The organism is Caloranaerobacter azorensis DSM 13643 (assembly GCF_900129995.1).
In the GTDB taxonomy this organism is placed as follows: Bacteria; Bacillota; Clostridia; order Tissierellales; family Thermohalobacteraceae; genus Caloranaerobacter; species Caloranaerobacter azorensis.
On record NZ_FQXO01000021.1, the window covers coordinates 1 to 18,282 of the forward strand.

Annotated in this window: 22 protein-coding genes and 1 other annotated feature; of the genes, 21 read left to right on the top strand and 1 reads right to left on the bottom strand. The window is 29.4% G+C overall.

Annotation, left to right across the window (positions count from 1 at the left end; genetic code table 11):
• Nucleotides 1-224 precede the first annotated feature (224 nt).
• The 16 genes from rplU to BUB51_RS04880 all read left to right on the top strand — a co-directional run bounded on the left by rplU (nt 225) and on the right by BUB51_RS04880 (nt 10,462).
• Nucleotides 225-536: a 50S ribosomal protein L21 gene (gene rplU, locus BUB51_RS04810; protein WP_073195958.1), complete on the top strand. Its 312-nt coding sequence runs from the start codon at nt 225-227 to the stop codon at nt 534-536.
• A gap of 8 nt (nt 537-544) precedes the next feature.
• On the top strand, nt 545-892 hold the full coding sequence (locus BUB51_RS04815; RefSeq protein ID WP_035163725.1) for a ribosomal-processing cysteine protease Prp: 348 nt from the start codon (nt 545-547) through the stop codon (nt 890-892).
• A gap of 2 nt (nt 893-894) precedes the next feature.
• Complete coding sequence (rpmA, locus tag BUB51_RS04820) at nt 895-1,191, top strand: 50S ribosomal protein L27 (RefSeq protein ID WP_434087771.1); 297 nt, start codon at nt 895-897, stop codon at nt 1,189-1,191.
• A gap of 87 nt (nt 1,192-1,278) precedes the next feature.
• Entirely contained in the window at nt 1,279-2,046 is a 768-nt protein-coding gene (locus BUB51_RS04825; protein WP_073195960.1) for a Spo0B domain-containing protein, read from the top strand.
• A gap of 119 nt (nt 2,047-2,165) precedes the next feature.
• Nucleotides 2,166-3,446: a GTPase ObgE gene (gene obgE, locus BUB51_RS04830; RefSeq protein ID WP_073195961.1), complete on the top strand. Its 1,281-nt coding sequence runs from the start codon at nt 2,166-2,168 to the stop codon at nt 3,444-3,446.
• 24 nt (nt 3,447-3,470) lie between these two features.
• Nucleotides 3,471-3,653: a hypothetical protein gene (locus BUB51_RS04835; RefSeq protein ID WP_035163722.1), complete on the top strand. Its 183-nt coding sequence runs from the start codon at nt 3,471-3,473 to the stop codon at nt 3,651-3,653.
• Nucleotides 3,654-3,664: 11 nt separating this feature from the next.
• Nucleotides 3,665-3,955, top strand: coding sequence for a ribosome assembly RNA-binding protein YhbY (gene yhbY / locus BUB51_RS04840; protein WP_035163721.1), 291 nt, complete (start codon nt 3,665-3,667; stop codon nt 3,953-3,955).
• A 54-nt stretch (nt 3,956-4,009) separates the two neighbouring features.
• Entirely contained in the window at nt 4,010-4,180 is a 171-nt protein-coding gene (locus tag BUB51_RS13010) for a hypothetical protein (protein ID WP_159430381.1), read from the top strand.
• 42 nt (nt 4,181-4,222) lie between these two features.
• Nucleotides 4,223-4,423, top strand: a complete 201-nt coding sequence (locus BUB51_RS04845; protein ID WP_073195963.1) for a hypothetical protein — start codon at nt 4,223-4,225, stop codon at nt 4,421-4,423.
• A gap of 83 nt (nt 4,424-4,506) precedes the next feature.
• Nucleotides 4,507-5,208, top strand: a complete 702-nt coding sequence (locus tag BUB51_RS04850; protein WP_073195966.1) for an S-layer homology domain-containing protein — start codon at nt 4,507-4,509, stop codon at nt 5,206-5,208.
• On the top strand, nt 5,208-5,525 hold the full coding sequence (locus tag BUB51_RS04855; protein ID WP_073195968.1) for a hypothetical protein: 318 nt from the start codon (nt 5,208-5,210) through the stop codon (nt 5,523-5,525). Before BUB51_RS04850 ends, BUB51_RS04855 begins: the two co-directional genes overlap by 1 nt.
• Before the next feature lie 101 nt (nt 5,526-5,626).
• Entirely contained in the window at nt 5,627-6,304 is a 678-nt protein-coding gene (gene nadD / locus BUB51_RS04860; RefSeq protein ID WP_081943557.1) for a nicotinate-nucleotide adenylyltransferase, read from the top strand.
• A gap of 58 nt (nt 6,305-6,362) precedes the next feature.
• Nucleotides 6,363-6,911, top strand: coding sequence for a bis(5'-nucleosyl)-tetraphosphatase (symmetrical) YqeK (gene yqeK / locus BUB51_RS04865; RefSeq protein ID WP_278294183.1), 549 nt, complete (start codon nt 6,363-6,365; stop codon nt 6,909-6,911).
• A gap of 20 nt (nt 6,912-6,931) precedes the next feature.
• The gene (gene rsfS, locus BUB51_RS04870) at nt 6,932-7,285 is read left to right on the top strand and encodes a ribosome silencing factor (RefSeq protein ID WP_052045249.1); all 354 of its coding nucleotides are present in this window, start codon (nt 6,932-6,934) and stop codon (nt 7,283-7,285) included.
• A 30-nt stretch (nt 7,286-7,315) separates the two neighbouring features.
• Nucleotides 7,316-7,495, top strand: a binding site (T-box leader).
• A 59-nt stretch (nt 7,496-7,554) separates the two neighbouring features.
• Entirely contained in the window at nt 7,555-10,032 is a 2,478-nt protein-coding gene (gene leuS / locus BUB51_RS04875) for a leucine--tRNA ligase (RefSeq protein WP_423230305.1), read from the top strand.
• Between the two features lie 49 nt (nt 10,033-10,081).
• Complete coding sequence (locus BUB51_RS04880; RefSeq protein WP_035163715.1) at nt 10,082-10,462, top strand: RidA family protein; 381 nt, start codon at nt 10,082-10,084, stop codon at nt 10,460-10,462.
• A 39-nt stretch (nt 10,463-10,501) separates the two neighbouring features.
• Here BUB51_RS04880 and BUB51_RS04885 read toward each other — a convergent pair whose 3' ends face one another.
• Entirely contained in the window at nt 10,502-11,818 is a 1,317-nt protein-coding gene (locus BUB51_RS04885) for a D-alanyl-D-alanine carboxypeptidase family protein (RefSeq protein ID WP_073195973.1), read from the bottom strand.
• Nucleotides 11,819-12,129: 311 nt separating this feature from the next.
• Here BUB51_RS04885 and BUB51_RS04890 point away from each other — a divergent pair, with 311 nt between their 5' ends.
• From BUB51_RS04890 to selD, 5 genes are all read left to right on the top strand, one after another.
• Nucleotides 12,130-12,966, top strand: a complete 837-nt coding sequence (locus BUB51_RS04890) for a hypothetical protein (protein ID WP_073195974.1) — start codon at nt 12,130-12,132, stop codon at nt 12,964-12,966.
• Between the two features lie 133 nt (nt 12,967-13,099).
• A complete protein-coding gene (locus BUB51_RS04895) occupies nt 13,100-13,465 on the top strand; it encodes a gluzincin family metallopeptidase (RefSeq protein WP_073195976.1) in 366 nt (121 codons plus the stop codon).
• Nucleotides 13,455-16,535 carry a M28 family metallopeptidase gene (locus BUB51_RS04900; RefSeq protein WP_073195978.1) on the top strand — a complete coding sequence of 1,027 codons (3,081 nt, stop codon included), beginning with the start codon at nt 13,455-13,457 and terminating at the stop codon, nt 16,533-16,535. Before BUB51_RS04895 ends, BUB51_RS04900 begins: the two co-directional genes overlap by 11 nt.
• Nucleotides 16,536-16,577: 42 nt before the next feature.
• Nucleotides 16,578-17,204, top strand: a complete 627-nt coding sequence (locus BUB51_RS04905) for a helix-hairpin-helix domain-containing protein (protein ID WP_073195980.1) — start codon at nt 16,578-16,580, stop codon at nt 17,202-17,204.
• 14 nt (nt 17,205-17,218) lie between these two features.
• Nucleotides 17,219-18,259 carry a selenide, water dikinase SelD gene (selD, locus tag BUB51_RS04910; protein WP_083599515.1) on the top strand — a complete coding sequence of 347 codons (1,041 nt, stop codon included), beginning with the start codon at nt 17,219-17,221 and terminating at the stop codon, nt 18,257-18,259.
• The last annotated feature ends 23 nt before the right edge of the window (nt 18,260-18,282 follow it).

The following is an 18,282-nucleotide window of genomic DNA, read 5'->3' on the forward strand; positions in this document are numbered from 1 at the left end:
CAATTTATTAAATCTGTTGATAAATGTATGGCTTCGTATTTTCTTATCCACAATTTCTTTTTTATTTCCTTCTCAAAAAAATGGGGAAACTTAAACAATAATAATTACAGGTTGACAAAATGATAATAATTTGATAGAATCTGTACTTGTAGGTAGCCGCACAGTGCAGGTTTAAAAACTTAGTACCTAGCATTGGCGAGACAGGATAGAGGAGGTGTGAAGAGATGTATGCTGTAATAGAAACTGGCGGTAAACAGTATAGAGTTCAAGAAGGAGATACTCTTTTTGTCGAAAAAGTAGCTGGAAATGAAGGAGAAACTGTTAAGTTTGATAAGGTTTTATTAGTTTCAAATGATGGAGAAGTAAAAATAGGAAAGCCTTTTGTTGAAGGAGCTACAGTAGATGCAAAAATAGTAGAGCATGGAAAAGGCAAAAAGATAATAGTATTTAAGTATAAGGCTAAAAAAGATTACAGAAAAAAACAAGGACATCGTCAGCCATATACTAAAGTTGTAATTGAAAAGATTAATGGATAGTGTTAATTATGACGAAAGTAACTATTTACAAAAACAAAAGAGGAAGCATAATAGGATATGAATTAAAGGGACACGCTGGCTATGCTGAATATGGCAAAGATATAGTGTGTGCAGCTATATCTGTATTATCTCAGACAGCGCTTATTGCGTTGAATGAGGTATGTGGGATAGACACAAATGATATTAAATACCGTATAGATGAGGAAAAAGGCCATTTAAGCGTGATTATACCTGATAATTTAACAAAAGAAAAAAGGTTTAAAGCAGATATAGTATTTGAGACTATGATAGTTGGAATAAAGGGGTTATTGAAAGAGTATCCTGATTACTTAACTCTCGAATATGGGGAGGTGTAAAGATGATGTTTAAAATGAACTTACAGTTATTTGCTCATAAAAAAGGAGTAGGTAGTTCTAAAAACGGTCGTGACAGTGAATCTAAAAGATTAGGTGTGAAAAGAGCTGACGGCCAATTTGTTCTAGCTGGTAATATATTAGTTAGACAAAGAGGAACTAAAATTCATCCAGGTAATAATGTAGGAAGAGGCGGAGATGATACTCTATTTGCATTAATTGATGGTATAGTTAAATTTGAAAGAAAAGGCAGAGATAAGAAACAAGTAAGTGTTTATCCAAAAGAAGCTTTAGCAAGATAACCTACCGAATTCGGTAGGTTTTTTTGTAACAAAATAATTCTTGTGATAAAATAACTACAGAGGTAAAAGTTACAAGGGAGAGGGTGTTTGTTTAAATTGAATAATAAAATTGGGGGTAACAAGGGGTTAACTTTTAGTATATTGAGTTTATTAATATTACTCATATATATTAATTTAATTCTGACAAATTATGTTTTTAATAAGTTTATTCAAATTCTAATTCTAATTTCAATTTTTACATTTGAGATGCTGTCTATATATGAATTAAATAAATTTAATGTTTGTATTGGTAAAGAAAGTTGTAAAAATGTATTGAGAATTAGAGGAGAATTTACTAGGAAGTTAAAAAATTTAAGTAGAGAGCAACGGCATGATTGGATGAATGTTTTACAAGTTATATATGGATATTTGCAATTAAGTAAATATGATATGGCAATTAAGAAAATTAATGACTTGTCGCAGATAACACTAAGTATTAGTAGAGTATATAAGTTAACAATAACACCTATTTGTCTACTATTAGAAAGAAAAATTAAAGAGGCTTATAATAATGGAATAATATTTATATTTAACGTAAATAATTTTAGTCAAGTATCTTATCGGCATGTAGATAATTTAACAAGTATAACAAAAAGTTTAGAATATATTATAGATAAGATTTTAGAATATAATGAATATAATTATAGAGAAATAAATATAGAAATTTTTGAATACATAGATAAACTTGAAGTTATTATAAAAGGGAAATTTGATTTTAAAATTGGAAATGAGTTTTTACAGAATATTGATATTAGAGATGACTGTATTATCTATAGATTTGATTTAGTTGGTATAACTGAATTAAATTTTACATAGATTTAGATCATTCCTTGATTAAGATAAATTTATATAGATTTGTTTATAATATAAATAGTTGACACATTTAATTGAATTGGTATAATGAAATTATTAATATCTAAGTAAGGATGATGGTTATGTTTGTAGATGTTGCAAAGATTTTTGTAAAAGGTGGAAATGGAGGACATGGAGCAGTTGCATTTAGAAGAGAGAAATATGAGCCATCTGGAGGGCCAGCAGGTGGAGATGGTGGAGATGGCGGAAATGTTATATTAGAAGTTGATGAGGGAATAAGGACATTAATGGATTTTAGATATAAACGTCATTATAAGGCGGAAAATGGTGAGAATGGAAAATCGAAAAAACAATACGGAAAAAAAGGTAAAGATTTGATTTTAAAAGTTCCACCGGGTACTATAGTAAAAGATACAGAAACAGGTATAGTCATAGCGGATCTTACTAAAAAAGGAGAAAGATTTATTGTTGCAAAAGGAGGACGCGGTGGTAGAGGTAATGCTAAATTCGCTACATCTACAAGACAGGCCCCTCGTTTTGCAGAAGCAGGTGAAAAGGGAGAAGAAAGATGGATAACATTAGAATTAAAACTTTTAGCAGATGTAGGACTAGTAGGATTCCCCAATGTAGGTAAATCTACATTGTTATCTACTCTAACTGATGCAAAACCTAAAATTGCAAATTATCATTTTACAACTTTAACACCTAATCTGGGAGTTGTTAGAATTTCATATGACAGTAGTTTTGTTATAGCAGATATTCCGGGTTTAATTGAAGGAGCGCATATTGGTGTAGGACTAGGTCATGAGTTTCTAAGACATGTAGAGAGGACGAGATTATTAGTTCATTTGATAGATGCATCTGGATTAGAAGGAAGAGACCCGATTGATGATTTTTATAAGATAAATGAGGAATTGAAAAAATATAGTCCTAAACTTGCAGATAAACCTCAAATTGTTGTGGCTAATAAAATGGATTTACCTCAAGCAAGAGAGAATTTCCCACGGATTAAGCAAGAAATGGATAGACTTGGGCTTGAATTAATTCCAATTTCTGCTGCTACTTCAGAGGGATTAAATGAGCTTAAATATGCAATATGGAACAAGCTAAAGGAAATTGGAGAACCAGAGCCAATAGTTGAAGTTGTAGAGAATATTAATCTTTATGAATTTAATAAAGATAAAAATAAAGTTATTGTAAAGAAAGAAGGAGATAAATATATAGTAGAGGGTGATCCAATAGAGAAATTAATTAATTCAACTAATTTTGACGATTTAGATTCATTGAGGCATTTCCAAAAAGTTATGAGAAAGAGGGGAATCGTTGATGAATTGAAAGAGTTAGGAATAAAAGATGGTGAAATAGTTAATATATGTGGTTATGAATTTGAATTTTTTGATTAAAGAGATGGAGGGGCAATAGAGTAAATGGAGTGTTTTAATTGTGGAAATTGTAAGTTAAATGAGTCAACATATTATTGTATAGCAAAAGGAGAAATAGTAATCAATTCTAATTACAAACCACAAGAGAAAGTTAGAAGTGGATGGAAAAAAGGCAACAAGGACTATGAAATTCATAGAAGAAAGTCAAAGAAAGAAGTAGAAGTATAAGGAGTGGTTTGGTGCTTACAGGTAGACAAAGAAGTTATTTAAAGAGTATAGCAAATGGTTTAGACCCGATTATTCAAATAGGTAAAAATGGTATATCTGAAAATTTAATAAAACAGATAGATGATGCTTTAGAAGCTAGAGAAATCATTAAAGTCAAAATTTTGAATAATAGTTTGTTAGAAACAAAAGAGACAGCTAATAAAATTGCAAAATTAACTGATTCGGAGTTTGTTCAAAGTATAGGGAATAAATTCGTTTTATATAGAGAGTCTAAAGATAACAAAAAGATTGAGCTTCCATAATGAATAAATATATATAACCCTGGATAAAATATTGAAAAAATGGGAGGGTTATATATGGATAATAAAAATAAGAAGAATGATGTGAAAAGGGATAATGTTGTGAATAATGCAGTAAAGGAAGCTCAAAATATTACAGGCGTTGTTGTAGGAGAATTTCCAAATGCACCTGGGTTAATAAATAAAGATATAGGAATGAAGGATAATAAAAAAGGGAGATTGGAATAATAAGCCAATCTCTTTGCTTTTTTTTGTGAAAGGAGTGATAGTATGGAAAAAAGAAACTTAAAACAATTAGAGAATCTGTTTAATAGTGGATTTAAGTGTATAAAATATGAAGATGAAGCAAATGGTGAATTTAAAGCGTATTTTAAGAATTTCGAAACAGAGAAAATAGATACTATAGTTTCTAATGATAAAGATGAGATAAATAAAATGAAGCAGCTAATTGATGAAAATAGTTTATATTAAAAGGTACCTTAAATGGTACCTTTTTTTTGTATTTGAATAAAATATACTAGGAATATATCATAAAAGATTTAAAAGGTGATAGTATGCGAAGATTTAAACAGTACACTATAGAGCAAATCGAAATGTTTTTAAGTAAATACGAGTTTAAAAGACAGATTTATGAGATACATTTTCATCATACATGGAAACCAACAAAACAAGATTATTTACAGGCAGAAGACAAGGAAAAGATTATATTAGGTATGTGGAAATATCATACTGATGTAAGGGGATTTTCTGATATAGCACAGCATTTTACTGTAGCACCGGACGGAACGATATGGGATGGAAGAGATTTAGAGAAAAATCCTGCATCAATATACGGTAGAAATAACGGCGCAATTTCTATTGAACATATTGGCAATTTTGATGAGGAGAAATTAGAAGGTGTGCAGTTAGAAGCGAGTATTAGACTAATAGTTGCAATAATTAAAAACATAAAAAATAAACAGGATAGAGTACCAATATTAGTGTTTCATAGAGAATATAGTGATAAAACATGTCCAGGACTTTTAGTTGATAAGGGCGAAATATTAAAACTTATTAATGAAAGGTTAAATTATAGTATACCATTTAAAGATGTGACTTCTGATATGTGGTCATATGAGTATATTAAAAGAGCAGCAGAATTAGGGTTAATTAAGGGCGATGGTAATGGTAACTTTAAACCTAAAGATTATTTGACTAGAGAGCAAGGCGTAGTACTAATTATGAGATTATATGATTTGTTGAAGGAGGCGGACTGATGGAAACACTAATAATAATTGTAATAGCATGTATAGCCGGAATTGCAGCAGCTAAGTTAATACCTTATATAAAAGATTTTAAAGTTACTTCCGAAGAAAAGGCTAAAGTACAAGAAATTTTAATCGATGCTGCTAAAAATATATTAGAAGTTGCAAATTCAAAGGATAAAGAACAACTTATATTGGCTATAACAAATATAGCTTATAGAGAGCTTGAAAATGAAAATATAAAAGGTTTTACTAGGAAGGATATTGAACTTATGGCCAGAATTGTAGTAGATAAATTAGAGGATTTATTTAAAGCTAGGAACTTATAGTTCCTAGTTTTTATTTAAAGAATTGTAGTTAAGAAATGTTTGACTTATATGCTTATTTAAAATAATATATAATATCATAACTTAAATAAGAGGTGTGATAAATGAATATTGATACACTTATCGAGTTAGCATCAAAAAAAGGGAGTAAAGAAAAAATTATAGAATATAACAATTTTAAGAGGATTGGAATAATGGGAGGGACTTTTGACCCAATACATATAGGGCATTTAGTCATAGCGGAAGAGATTAGGAACGAGTTCAAATTGGATAAAATTATTTTTATACCTGCGGGAAATCCGCCTCATAAAGATAATAAAAAAATAACTCCTGCTAAACATAGATATATAATGACGTTATTGGCTACAATTTCGAATCCTTATTTTGAAGTATCTGCTATAGAAGTAGAAAGAAAAGGGGTTACATATACTATCGATACTATTAAAACTTTAAGAGAAATATGCAGTAATGATGTAGAAATATATTTTATAACCGGAGCCGATTCTATTTTAGAACTTCATACTTGGAAAAATGTTAAAGAATTATTAAAGTTGTGCAATTTCATAGCAGCGACTAGGCCGGGATTTGAAATGATTAATTTAAAGAAAAAAATACAAGAAATGAATGATAAGTATGGAGCAAATATATATACTACGATAGTAACGGCTTTGCAGATATCATCTACCGATATAAGAACTAGAATAAAAGAAGGTAGAACAGTCAAATATCTTTTACCAGAAATGGTAGAGAAATACATACATAAAAACAACTTATATAGGTAAAAATTTACGGGAGGGATGTACTATAATACACGAAATAAAGGAAAAACTAAAAAATTATATTAGTGAAGAAAGATTTATACATTCTATTGGAGTTATGGAAACAGCAGAGAAACTTGCTGAAATTTATGGTTGTGATAAATACAAGGCTCAACTTGCTGGCTTACTTCATGATTGTGGAAAACTTAAGGATGATAGAGAATTATTGAAAAAGGCATTTGAATTTGGTATAATTCTTGATGATATTGAAGATGTTAATATTGCTTTACTTCATGGACCTTTAGGTGCAGAAATAGCAAAAAGTGAATTTGGGATTAAAGATTTGGAAATATTAAATGCGATAAGGTATCATACTACTGGTAGAGAAAATATGAATCTATTGGAAAAAATTATCTATATAGCAGATTGTATTGAACCTAACAGAGATTTTCCATGTGTGAAAACATTGAGAGAATTAGCTTTTTCAGATTTAGATAAAGCGATATTAACGGCAATGGGAAATACGATAAAATATGTTGTAGATAATGGCTGGATACTAGATATTGAAACTATAAAGGCAAGAAATTTTTTAATCAAAAAATATAAGGATAATAAAGTACATAGATTATAATAGCTAGGAGGTAAGAAGTAGTGGCAAATATAGATAATAGAATATCAGTAATTTTAGAAGCTGCAGACGATAAAAAAGCTTTTGATATTAAACTTTTAGATATATCAGATATAACAACGATAGCAGACTTTTTCGTATTTGCAAGTGGTAATAATGAGAGACAAGTTATAGCGATTGTAGATGAAATTGAAGATAAAATGTATCAATTGGGATACGAGGTAATTAATAAAGAAGGGTATAGAGAAGGCAGATGGGTACTACTTGATTTTGGAGATATAATAGTGCATGTTTTTCATAAGGAAGACAGAGAGTTTTATAATTTAGATAGGTTGTGGATAGATGCTAAAGAAATTGATATTGACAATATAATCTAGATTTATCTATAATAAAATAAATAGAATAAGGACTGAATAAAGAGTAGTAGGTAAATCAGGTTATTTCAGAGAGTCAGTGGTTGGTGTGAACTGACATAACCGTTTACTGAACTTGCTTTATGTTAAAAAAGGTTAGTCTCCGTTATAGGACTTAAAGTGGGCTTTATAGCCAATTAGGGTGGTACCGCGGGATAACTTCTCGTCCCTAAGTAATTAGGGATTAGAAGTTTTTTTATTATAAAAAAGGATAATAATAAAGGAGGAGGGATATGATGGCTTATAATTTTAGTAAAATCGAAAAAAAATGGCAGGAAATATGGGAGAATAATAATGCTTTTGAAGCTAGTGAAAATGAAAAACAGAAATATTATATACTAGAAATGTTTCCGTATCCATCTGGTAAAATACATATGGGACATGTGCGTAACTATTCGATAGGTGATGTATTTGCAAGATTTAAGAGAATGAGAGGATTTAATGTATTACATCCTATGGGATGGGATGCATTTGGTTTGCCTGCTGAAAATGCGGCTATAAAACATGGCATACATCCTAACAAGTGGACATTAGAAAATATTGATGATATGAAAAAACAATTAAAAAGATTAGGACTTAGCTATGATTGGAATAGAGAAGTAACTACTTGTTTGCCAGATTACTACAAATGGACACAGTGGTTTTTCATACAATTATACAAAAGAGGTCTAGCTTATAAGAAAAAATCAGCTGTGAACTGGTGTCCTTCTTGTGAAACTGTATTAGCTAATGAGCAGGTTGTTGACGGGGCTTGTGAAAGGTGTGATACACCTGTTGGGAAAAAAGAATTAGAACAATGGTATTTCAAAATTACAGATTATGCAGAAAGATTGCTTGAAGACATAAAGGAGTTAGAAGGCTGGCCTGAAAAGGTTAAAATAATGCAGAAAAATTGGATTGGTAAGAGTAAAGGTGCCGAGATAGACTTTGAAATTAAAGGTTTTAATAAGAAATTAAAAGTTTTCACTACTAGACCAGATACAATCTATGGAGTAACTTATATGGTAATGGCACCGGAACATCCATATATAAATGAATTAGTAAAGGGCACAGAGTATGAAGAAGAAGTACTTGAATTTAAAAAGAAGATGGAATATATATCAGAAATTGATAGGACATCAACAACTGCAGAAAAAGAAGGAGTTTTTATAGGAAGGTATGCTGTAAATCCTGTGACTAAAGAAGAAATACCTATTTATATTGCTAACTATGTATTGATAGATTATGGAACTGGTGCTATTATGGCTGTACCGGGACATGACCAGAGAGACTTTGAATTTGCTAAGAAATATAACATACCAATTAGGCCAGTAATAAAACCAGTTGAAAGAGAGTTTGATGAAAATAATTTAAAAGAAGCATATACTGGCGAAGGAATAATGATAAATTCTGATAAATTTAATGGGTTGGATAATAAGATTGCTAAAACTGAAATAACAAAATATATTGAGGAATTAGGAATTGGAAAAGCTACTGTAAATTATAGACTTAGAGACTGGTTAATTTCAAGACAGAGATATTGGGGTACTCCAATACCTATAGTATATTGTGATGATTGCGGAATAGTACCTGTTAACGAAGAAGATCTTCCAGTAAAATTACCGACAGATGTGGAATTTACAGGCAAAGGACAGTCTCCATTAACTACAAGTAAGGAGTTTATGTATACTACTTGTCCAAAGTGTGGTAAGAAAGCCAGAAGAGAGACTGACACTATGGATACTTTTATTGATTCATCATGGTATTTCTTGAGATATACTGATCCAAAGAACGAAAATGAACCATTTAATAAAGATAAAGCAAATTACTGGTTAAAAGTAGATCAGTATATAGGCGGAGTAGAACATGCCATATTACATCTTTTATATTCTAGATTCTTTGTTAAAGTACTATATGATATGGGACTTTCACCAGTAAATGAGCCTTTTAAAAATCTACTTACGCAGGGGATGGTACTTAAAGACGGGGCTAAAATGTCTAAATCTAAAGGTAATGTAGTAAGTCCAGAAGAAATAATTTCTAATTATGGCGCTGATACTGCAAGATTATTTGTATTATTTGCAGCTCCGCCTGAAAGAGATTTAGAATGGAGCGATCAAGGAGTAGAAGGATGTTATAGATTCTTAAATAGGGTATATAGACTAGTAGAAGAGTTAAAAGAGGTATATAATAATAAGTGTGAAATTAATATTGAACAATTAAGTAAGGCAGATAAAAATTTAAGATATGTTATACATTCAACAATTCAAAAAGTAACTACTGATATAGAAGATAGGTTTAATTTTAATACGGCTATAAGTAGCATAATGGAACTTGTTAATGAAATATACAGATATAAGGATAATGCAGAGGCTAGCAACTATAAAGATGCTATATTAATAGAATCACTTGATAGTTTAATTCTGTTACTAGCGCCTTTTGCTCCACATTTAGCTGAAGAACTTTGGCATTTTGTTGGTAATGAAGGAAGTGTACATCAACAAAAATGGCCTGAATATGATAGAAAAGCTATAGTTAAAGATCAGATAACAATAGTAATTCAGGTGAATGGAAAAGTGAGAGATAAGATTGAAGTAGATGCTAATATTGATAAAGAAAGTCTAGAAAAATTAGCATTAAATAGTGAAAGAGTTAAGAGTTTTATAGAAGGAAAAGAGATTAAAAAGATTATAGTTGTACCTAAAAAGTTAGTTAATATAGTTGCGAAATGATAAAGTTTTCAAATAGATTATATTAATAAATAATAAAGGGGGAAATGAAATGGGTAAAAGAGTAATTTCAACAGATAAGGCACCAAAAGCTATCGGGCCATATTCTCAAGGGATAGTGGCAGGCAACATGATTTTTACTTCGGGGCAATTAGCAATTAATCCTGAGACAGGAGAACTTGTACAGGATGATATTCAGAAAGAAACTAGACAGGCTTTAGAAAACTTAAAAGCTGTACTTAAAGAAGGTGGAGCAACTTTAAATGATGTAGTCAAAGTTACTCTATATATTAAAGACATGAATCAATTTAGTAAAATAAATGAAGTATACGAAGAATATTTTTCTGAAAATAAACCAGCAAGGTCTTGTATTGAAGTTGCTAGACTACCTAAAGATGGAAACGTAGAGGTTGAAGCGATAGCTATAATTTAATAAAAAAATTAGAAGAAGCTGCTGAATAAGCAGCTTCTTCTAATTTTTATAACGATTACTGTAGCTAAAAGTAATTTCTTTTCTTAGTTTTCTTCTTTTAGCCCTTTTATATCTTTTATAGCCAATAAATATTCTCCATATTATAAATAATACAATAAGCCAAAACCACCATTTTTTAAATAACGATTTTCCATCTGTTGTTTCGACGACTCTAATAATTCCTTTTTGATTTATTTCCATTGCAGACACAATATTAGCAGTTGCAATTATTTTACCATCTAATTTGTATTCTACCCTTCCAATTACCTGGTCTTTTGTGATTGGAGCAGTGATTTTATCAGGTAAAACTATATTTTTAACTATATCATTTTCTCTACCTTTAGGAATCATAGAAAAAACAGATTTATTTATTATACCAGTTACAAAAGGCTTGTCCCCATTTATAACATCAATGTTTTTTATAAATTCATTTTTAAATGATAATTGTTTTGTGGCAAAATTATTAAAACCGTAATCTAAAAGTTTATGTGTATCTACATATACGTTAGTTCCTACAGCATGAAGGACTACACTGATTAATCTTAAATTTCCTCTTTTAGCTGTTGCAACAAGACACTGTTGTGCGGCATGTGTGTATCCTGTTTTAATTCCATCTGCTCCGTCATATTTTATGTCTACTGTTTTACCATTTACAACTATCTTATTACTAGGACCCGTTCCATAAAGCAATCTGTTAGCTGATTTCAAATATCTTGGTTCACTTTTTTTATTTGTGGGCGGTATTGTATATTTGTAATTTTTTACAATACTCCTAAAGGTGTCATTTTGCATTGCATATCTAGCTATCATTGCCAAATCATATGCGGTAGTTGTATGATTTTCATCTGGAAGCCCATGAGGGTTTGTAAAATGAGTGTTTTTAGCACCAATTTCTTTAGCTTTTTTATTCATCAAGTCAGCGAAATTTTGGATAGAGCCTGATATGTGTTTTGCAATTGCTTCTGCAGCATCATTAGCAGATTCTATCAATAATGCATATAATAAATTTCTTAAAGTTATTGTTTCTCCGGGTTCTAGTGCTATATGGCTTCCACTAATCTCATAAGGTGTCTTATCATCGATAACGACTGTATCATCAAGATTTCCATATTCTAAAGCTAATATTGCTGTCATAATTTTTGTAGTACTAGCTGGGAACATTGGTTTGTGTGCATTTTTCTCATATAATATCTTACCTGTATTAGCATCGATTAATATGGCAGCTTCTGCTGAAATATCTAATTTATCTGCATAAGATATTGTGAAGGTATTTGTTAGTAAAAAAGTTATTACAAATAGTGCTATGATTTTTTTCACATATATCACCTCGGTTTATGTATTTTTTAAATTGCTATTTTAATCAACTATATTATAGTATAGCAAAAATTAACTTATTTTTTAAGGTATACCTTACTTAAAAATATATAATTTTCTTCTTTAGGACTTTAGCAGCATTATATTTATAATATATGGGAAAAATGAAATATACAAAATGAAAAGGTTTTTTTTAAAATATATAGAATTATATTCATAAATGGGAATTATGTTTAAAAATATCTACAAAAAGAAATATAAATTCTTATTAAATTGATAGGACACTACATGATAAGAAATGGGGGGATTATACTGTGAAAAAATTTCTTGTTTACCTATTAATTACAATTTTTATTTTGTCATCATTAACAGGATGTGGGAATACCACTAGTACAGATTCTGAAAAAATTGATAAAAGCATGATTGGAATGAAAGATTATTCTTATAAGGTATTGTACGGAGATAAAGTTGTAGTAGTTTATGGAACAATAGGCAGTAAACAAGATACTGCTGTTTTGTATAATTTAGCTAAGTCATATGGGCTGGGATTTCAAAGAGAAATTAGAGACAGATTTATTGTTAAAAGTGATGTTGAGGTTAATGAAGATGATATAAAAAATAGGCATATAATTATATTGGGAAATCCTGAAACAAATCAACTCTTTGCAAAAATAAATGAAAAGCTTCCTATGAAAGTAATAGATGGAAGTCTTGTGGCTGGTGATAAAGTTTTTAAAGATGAGTCTGTTATTTTTAAGTATCTTATACCCAACCCTTTAAATAAGAAAAAATATTTGATTGTTAATGGGGCGTTAAATAAAAAATATATGCCTTACATTTTATATGTAACAACACCTTCGAGAAATGCAGAATATGTTATTAAAGCAAATAAAAACGAGAAATATACGGGATTATTTAATAAAACTGATACTCAGTGGCTTATAAATAAGATTGGTGAAAATCTTTGGAAGGATGATTTTAAAACTAGAGAAAGTGAACATTTTATTTTCCATTATAGTTCGTTAGACGATAATGTAGAAAAAAATATTAATAAAATAATTGAAGAAAGAGAAAAGGCTTATGAAGAAATATCTAGTAAACTTAATATTAGTTATTCTGGAAAGATAGACTACTATTTTTTTTATAAGTGATACAATAAAACGTAGTTATAGACAGTGGGATGACGATTTTTGGTTAGGAAACGTATATGAAGTTTATAATGAAGAAAAAGAAGATAATGTTTATAGATATTATATTTATAAAGTATTAATAAATCAAATAGGATTGCCATTAAGTAGATTTACACAATTAGGATTATATGGTGCTTTAGGTGTAGATTCAAAATATAATGACATGAAAATTAAAGATATTACGAATTCTGATGATTATATACCATTAGAATATTTAACTACAGGATTATTGATAGATCGTACTTTTAACAGAGATACAGTTTTGTCTGAAATATTTTCCTTTGCAAAGTATCTTGTAGACAAATATGGTTTTGATAAATATATAGAATACTATAAAACTAATTTGTATGAAGAAACAGACAAAGCACTTTATAGTGTATATAAGAAGGATTTATATGAATTAGAAGGAGAATGGCTTGATTATATAAATGCTGTAAAGGGTGAAAAAGATGAAAAATAATCATAAAATAGTCTTAATTATAACTTTAATTATATTTTTAACAGGGTGCGGGTCGTATATTGACCCGTATAATTTTGATGAAAATAATGCATACAAACATATAGCAGAACTTTCATCAGATAAGTATGGAGGAAGGCTGCCCGGTACGGACGGAAATAGAATGGCGCAGGAGTATATAGCAAAAGAATTTGAAAAAATAGGACTCAAGCCAATTAGTAATGGGAGTTACTTTCAAACATTCAAGATTATTTCACCTTTTTTAAATGAACCAGTAAAATTCGATGTATTAGATAATGAAGGCAATGTTATTAAAAAGTATAAATTAAGAAAAGATTTTATTGAAAACACAAGAGATTACTCAAAAGGCGGTAAAGTTAAGGGGAAAATAAAGTATATAAATTCATTAGATGATATTGAAACAGGTAAAGATAATATAGTACTAATCTATGATGGTTTAAGAGATTTAGAAAAAGCTAAAAAATTGGTCGAAAAAGGTGTTAAGGCTGTAATAAGACCTACAACTATGGATTTAAAAGGAAAAGAAAAAAATTTATTAATAAAAACCGTTTATATTGGGGAAAAGGCGGATAAAAAAATCGAAGGCAAATTTATTGATATAGTAGTAAGAAAAGAAGTCTTTGAAGAATTAGTTGATTTTAGTAATAAAGGATATAGTGTAAATATAGATATTAATTTAGTATTTAAAGAAGTAGAGGTTTCAAATGTAATAGGTTATATCCCGGGAAATGATGAAAAGCTAAAAAAAGAAGTTATTCTTATAGGTGCACATTTTGATCATGTTGGTACAGACCCTGACGGTTCTGTATTTAATGGAGCTTTAGACAATGCTTCAGGGACAGGTATGCTTTTGGAGCTAGCTAGAGCTATGAAAGAAAGTGGGAAAAAGCCAAAGAGAACTATTGTTTTTGCAGCATTTAATGGGGAAGAGAGTGGACTTCAAGGTTCAAAATACTATGTATTTTCTCGTCCATTTCCACTTATGGGAACTAAAGTATTCAATATAGATATGATAGGCTCTAGAGAAAAAGTAAGACTTGGAATCTATACTTTTCCTTCGCAGCAAAGAGGAACAGTAGGACAGCTTGTAAGTAGTGAATTAGTGGATAAAATAGTTGAGATAGCAGAAAAGCGAGATATAGAATGCAAGGTCAATTCATTTTCGAAAGATAGTGATCATTTGAGTTTTGATATTAGAGGAGTTCCAGCTGTTACTATAACACATCCAGCAGATAATTTAATACATACCGTTGAAGATGATATCTCTAACATTGATAAAGAGAGATTAAAAGAAGCTGGAATGTTAATGATTAGTCTAATAGATTATTTTGCTATTAGTGCAAAGGATACAATTAAACCTGTTATTTCTAAAGAGCAGTTACAAATATTGAAGATTATACCTATTTATATTTCAGCTATTTTATTGACAGGTTTAGCATTTATATTTGTTATTAAATCAATAAATAAAAATGAAAAGTTAAAAGAAAAGTTTGGCAGAAGACCTATATTCACATCAATTTTAATAGTGATAATGCTATTATCTATACTGATATACAATAGCAGCTATGAAGTAGAAGAAACAAGTACTGTAAAACCATTGTCAAAACCTTGGGAAAATCAAGTAAAGATTACAGGTGAAAGTATAGAAAAGATATTAGATTTTCAAATTGATGATAATGTTAATATTTTGTTAAAAGATAAAAAAGGAATTAAATTTATTATGTTAGATAAATATGGTAAGGTTAAAGAGGAAAGATATTTAAACATTCCTTATGAGGAAAATGGTAAATATGTATTGAATAAAAACGGAATTTACTATACTTATGAGAGAAATTTGTTTTGTTTAACTAATGAATCTGAAAGGGCAGAAAAAATATTAAAAAATATAGACGATTTCTCTATATTAGAAAATAGCGGTAAAAAATATATTATTGCGAGCAATAAAGATAAGATTATAGTAAAGTCTGAACAATGGGAAAAGAATATTGAGGATAAAAATATTTTGAACGTTTCGGCTCAAATGGACTGTAAAGACAGGATATTTATTTTATATAAACAGAAAGATAAAGGTAATATTTTAGTTAAATATGCTGTATTTAATGCTGACGGTAAACTGATTAATTCAGTTAATCTTTATACTTTAAAACAAGATTCTCATCTAGTATTTGGAATAGATAAAGCTAAAGGATATGTATTTTTTAAAGAACAAGAAGATTATTACTATTTAACTTTTTACTTAAGTAGTAGAAGAAATCATATGGTTAAAAAAGAGAGAATAGAGTTACATGATACAGGAGGGGCCGCAGTAAAAATTAATGAAATACCTTCCATAGTTACTGATAGGGGAATAGATAATATTGATTTATATATGACTATAAATGCTGAAAATTATACAGGCAAAAAATATATATATTTTTTAAATTTTTTTAATGGCAAACTTGTAAAAAATGACTTGATTTATGAAACTAAGAATAACAAAATAACAAGTCCAGTTATAGGTACTGATGGGGAAGATGTGTATATTGTTTGGTTAGAAGGTAAAAACGAAAATGTTTTAAAGGTATTAAGTTCAAATGAGTATTTTGGATTTAATAGTTTAAAAAATGAGCTTTTATTAAGATTAAGTAAAATAATTCAAAATTTGTTTTTGGCTTTTATCGTACTATTGACGAAAATACATTGGATAATACCAGGAGTTTTGATTTTAATATTATTCAAAATTTTAAAGAAAGATGAATGGTTAGCGAATGGTAAAGCTATGTATATAGCTGCTTTATCTAATTTTATTTGTCAGATTGCTACATTTAAAATGCCAAATTTAATGGGAATAAGTTATGAAAATGTAATAGTTACATTTTTTATAGGAATTATTGCTTTAGGATTAGTTCTGTTCTATAGATATGAAAAAGGCAAAGCTTCGTTTTTAAGACTATTTATAATATTTACAGTTATAAACATGATATTTATCTCATCTTTATACGCTCCATATACATTAAAAGGTGGTTTAGAAAGATTAAATAAGACAGAGATGTTTAATAAAGAGAAATATTGAAAAAATATAGAAATGCTATATTAAATAACACGAGGTGGTACAATGGTTTCCTTTACAAAAAAGGAACAAATAGTTATACTAATACTAGTTATATGTATTATTTCAATAATCTCTATAAAACTAATAAAAAGTAATGATATAAAGCTAGATGAAGTTGGACAAGATATTAATGATATAGAAGATGAAGAAAATGTTAATATTTCACAAAAAAGTACTGAAGAAGATAAAGATAAAATTATAATGGTTCATATAAGTGGTGAAGTTTATAAGCCGGGATTAGTTATTTTGAAGGAAGGTGATAGAATTATAGATGCTGTTAATGCAGCAGGGGGATTAAAAGAAGAAGCTGATCTAGATAGGATAAATCTGGCTAAAAAACTTGTTGATGAAGAAAAAATATATGTACCTAAAAAGAGTGAAAAAAATTTTGTCGGTAATTCTCAAGAAAACGTTATACTTAATACGAGTGTAAGTACTAATAAAATAAATATAAATAATGCAAGTCTTAATGAGCTTATGGAACTACCGGGGATAGGCAAAGTATTAGCAGGTAGAATTATTGAGTATAGAGCTAAAAATAGATTTAATAGTATAGAAGATATAAAGAATGTTTCTGGAATAGGAGAAAAGAGGTTTGAAGCAATAAAGGATTTAATAACAATTGATTAGTTAGGAGGGTAAAAATGGCTGAAATTCTAAAAAGACTTACAGAGTTGACTAGTAGTTCTGGCTGAGCTGCTAAAATAGGTCCTGAGACCTTGGCACAGGTTCTGTGTCAATTACCTAAAATGCAAGATGATAATCTGATTGTAGGCATTGATACATCTGATGATGCTGCTGTATATAAAATTGATGATAATATAGCGATAATCCAAACAGTTGATTTTTTTACACCGGTAGTTGATGATCCATACACTTTTGGACAAATAGCGGCGACAAATTCACTAAGTGATGTATATGCTATGGGTGGAGAACCTAAATTAGCTATGAATATAATTTGTTTCCCAAATTGCCTACATCCTGATATCATGGCTGAAATTTTAAAGGGAGGATATGATAAAGTTAAAGAGGCAAATGCACTTTTAGTTGGGGGACATACTGTAGAAGATAATGAGCCAAAATACGGGCTATCTGTAACAGGTTTTATCCATCCGAATAAAGTAATAAAAAATTGTAATGCAAAAGTAGGAGATTTATTAGTGTTAACTAAGCCAATAGGTTTAGGTATAATAAATACAGCCATCAAAGCACAGATGACAGATCAAAAAACATATAATGATGCAGTAAAAGTTATGACTACTCTAAATAAAGTTGGGAAAGATGCTATGATGAAAGTTGGTGTAAATAGTTGTACTGATATAACAGGATTCGGTTTAATAGGTCATGCATTAGAAATGGCTTTAGGTAGCAGTGTTACAATAAAGATATTTAGTAATAAGGTTCCTATTTTAGAAAGTGCAAAAGAATATGCCAAAATGGGATTAATTCCAGAAGGAGCATATAAAAATAGAAGTTTTGTGGGTAATAGAGCATATATAAATGAAAATATTGAAGAAGAAGTAAAAGACATATTGTTCGATCCGCAAACATCTGGAGGACTTCTGATTTCAGTAGATAAAGCCAAAGCAGACATGCTTATAGAAGAACTTAAAGATAATCCAGTAGATTATGCAATAATTGGAGAAGTTATTAGTAAAGATGAATATTCAATAATAGTTGAATAAAGTTTAATATCTAGGAATGGATG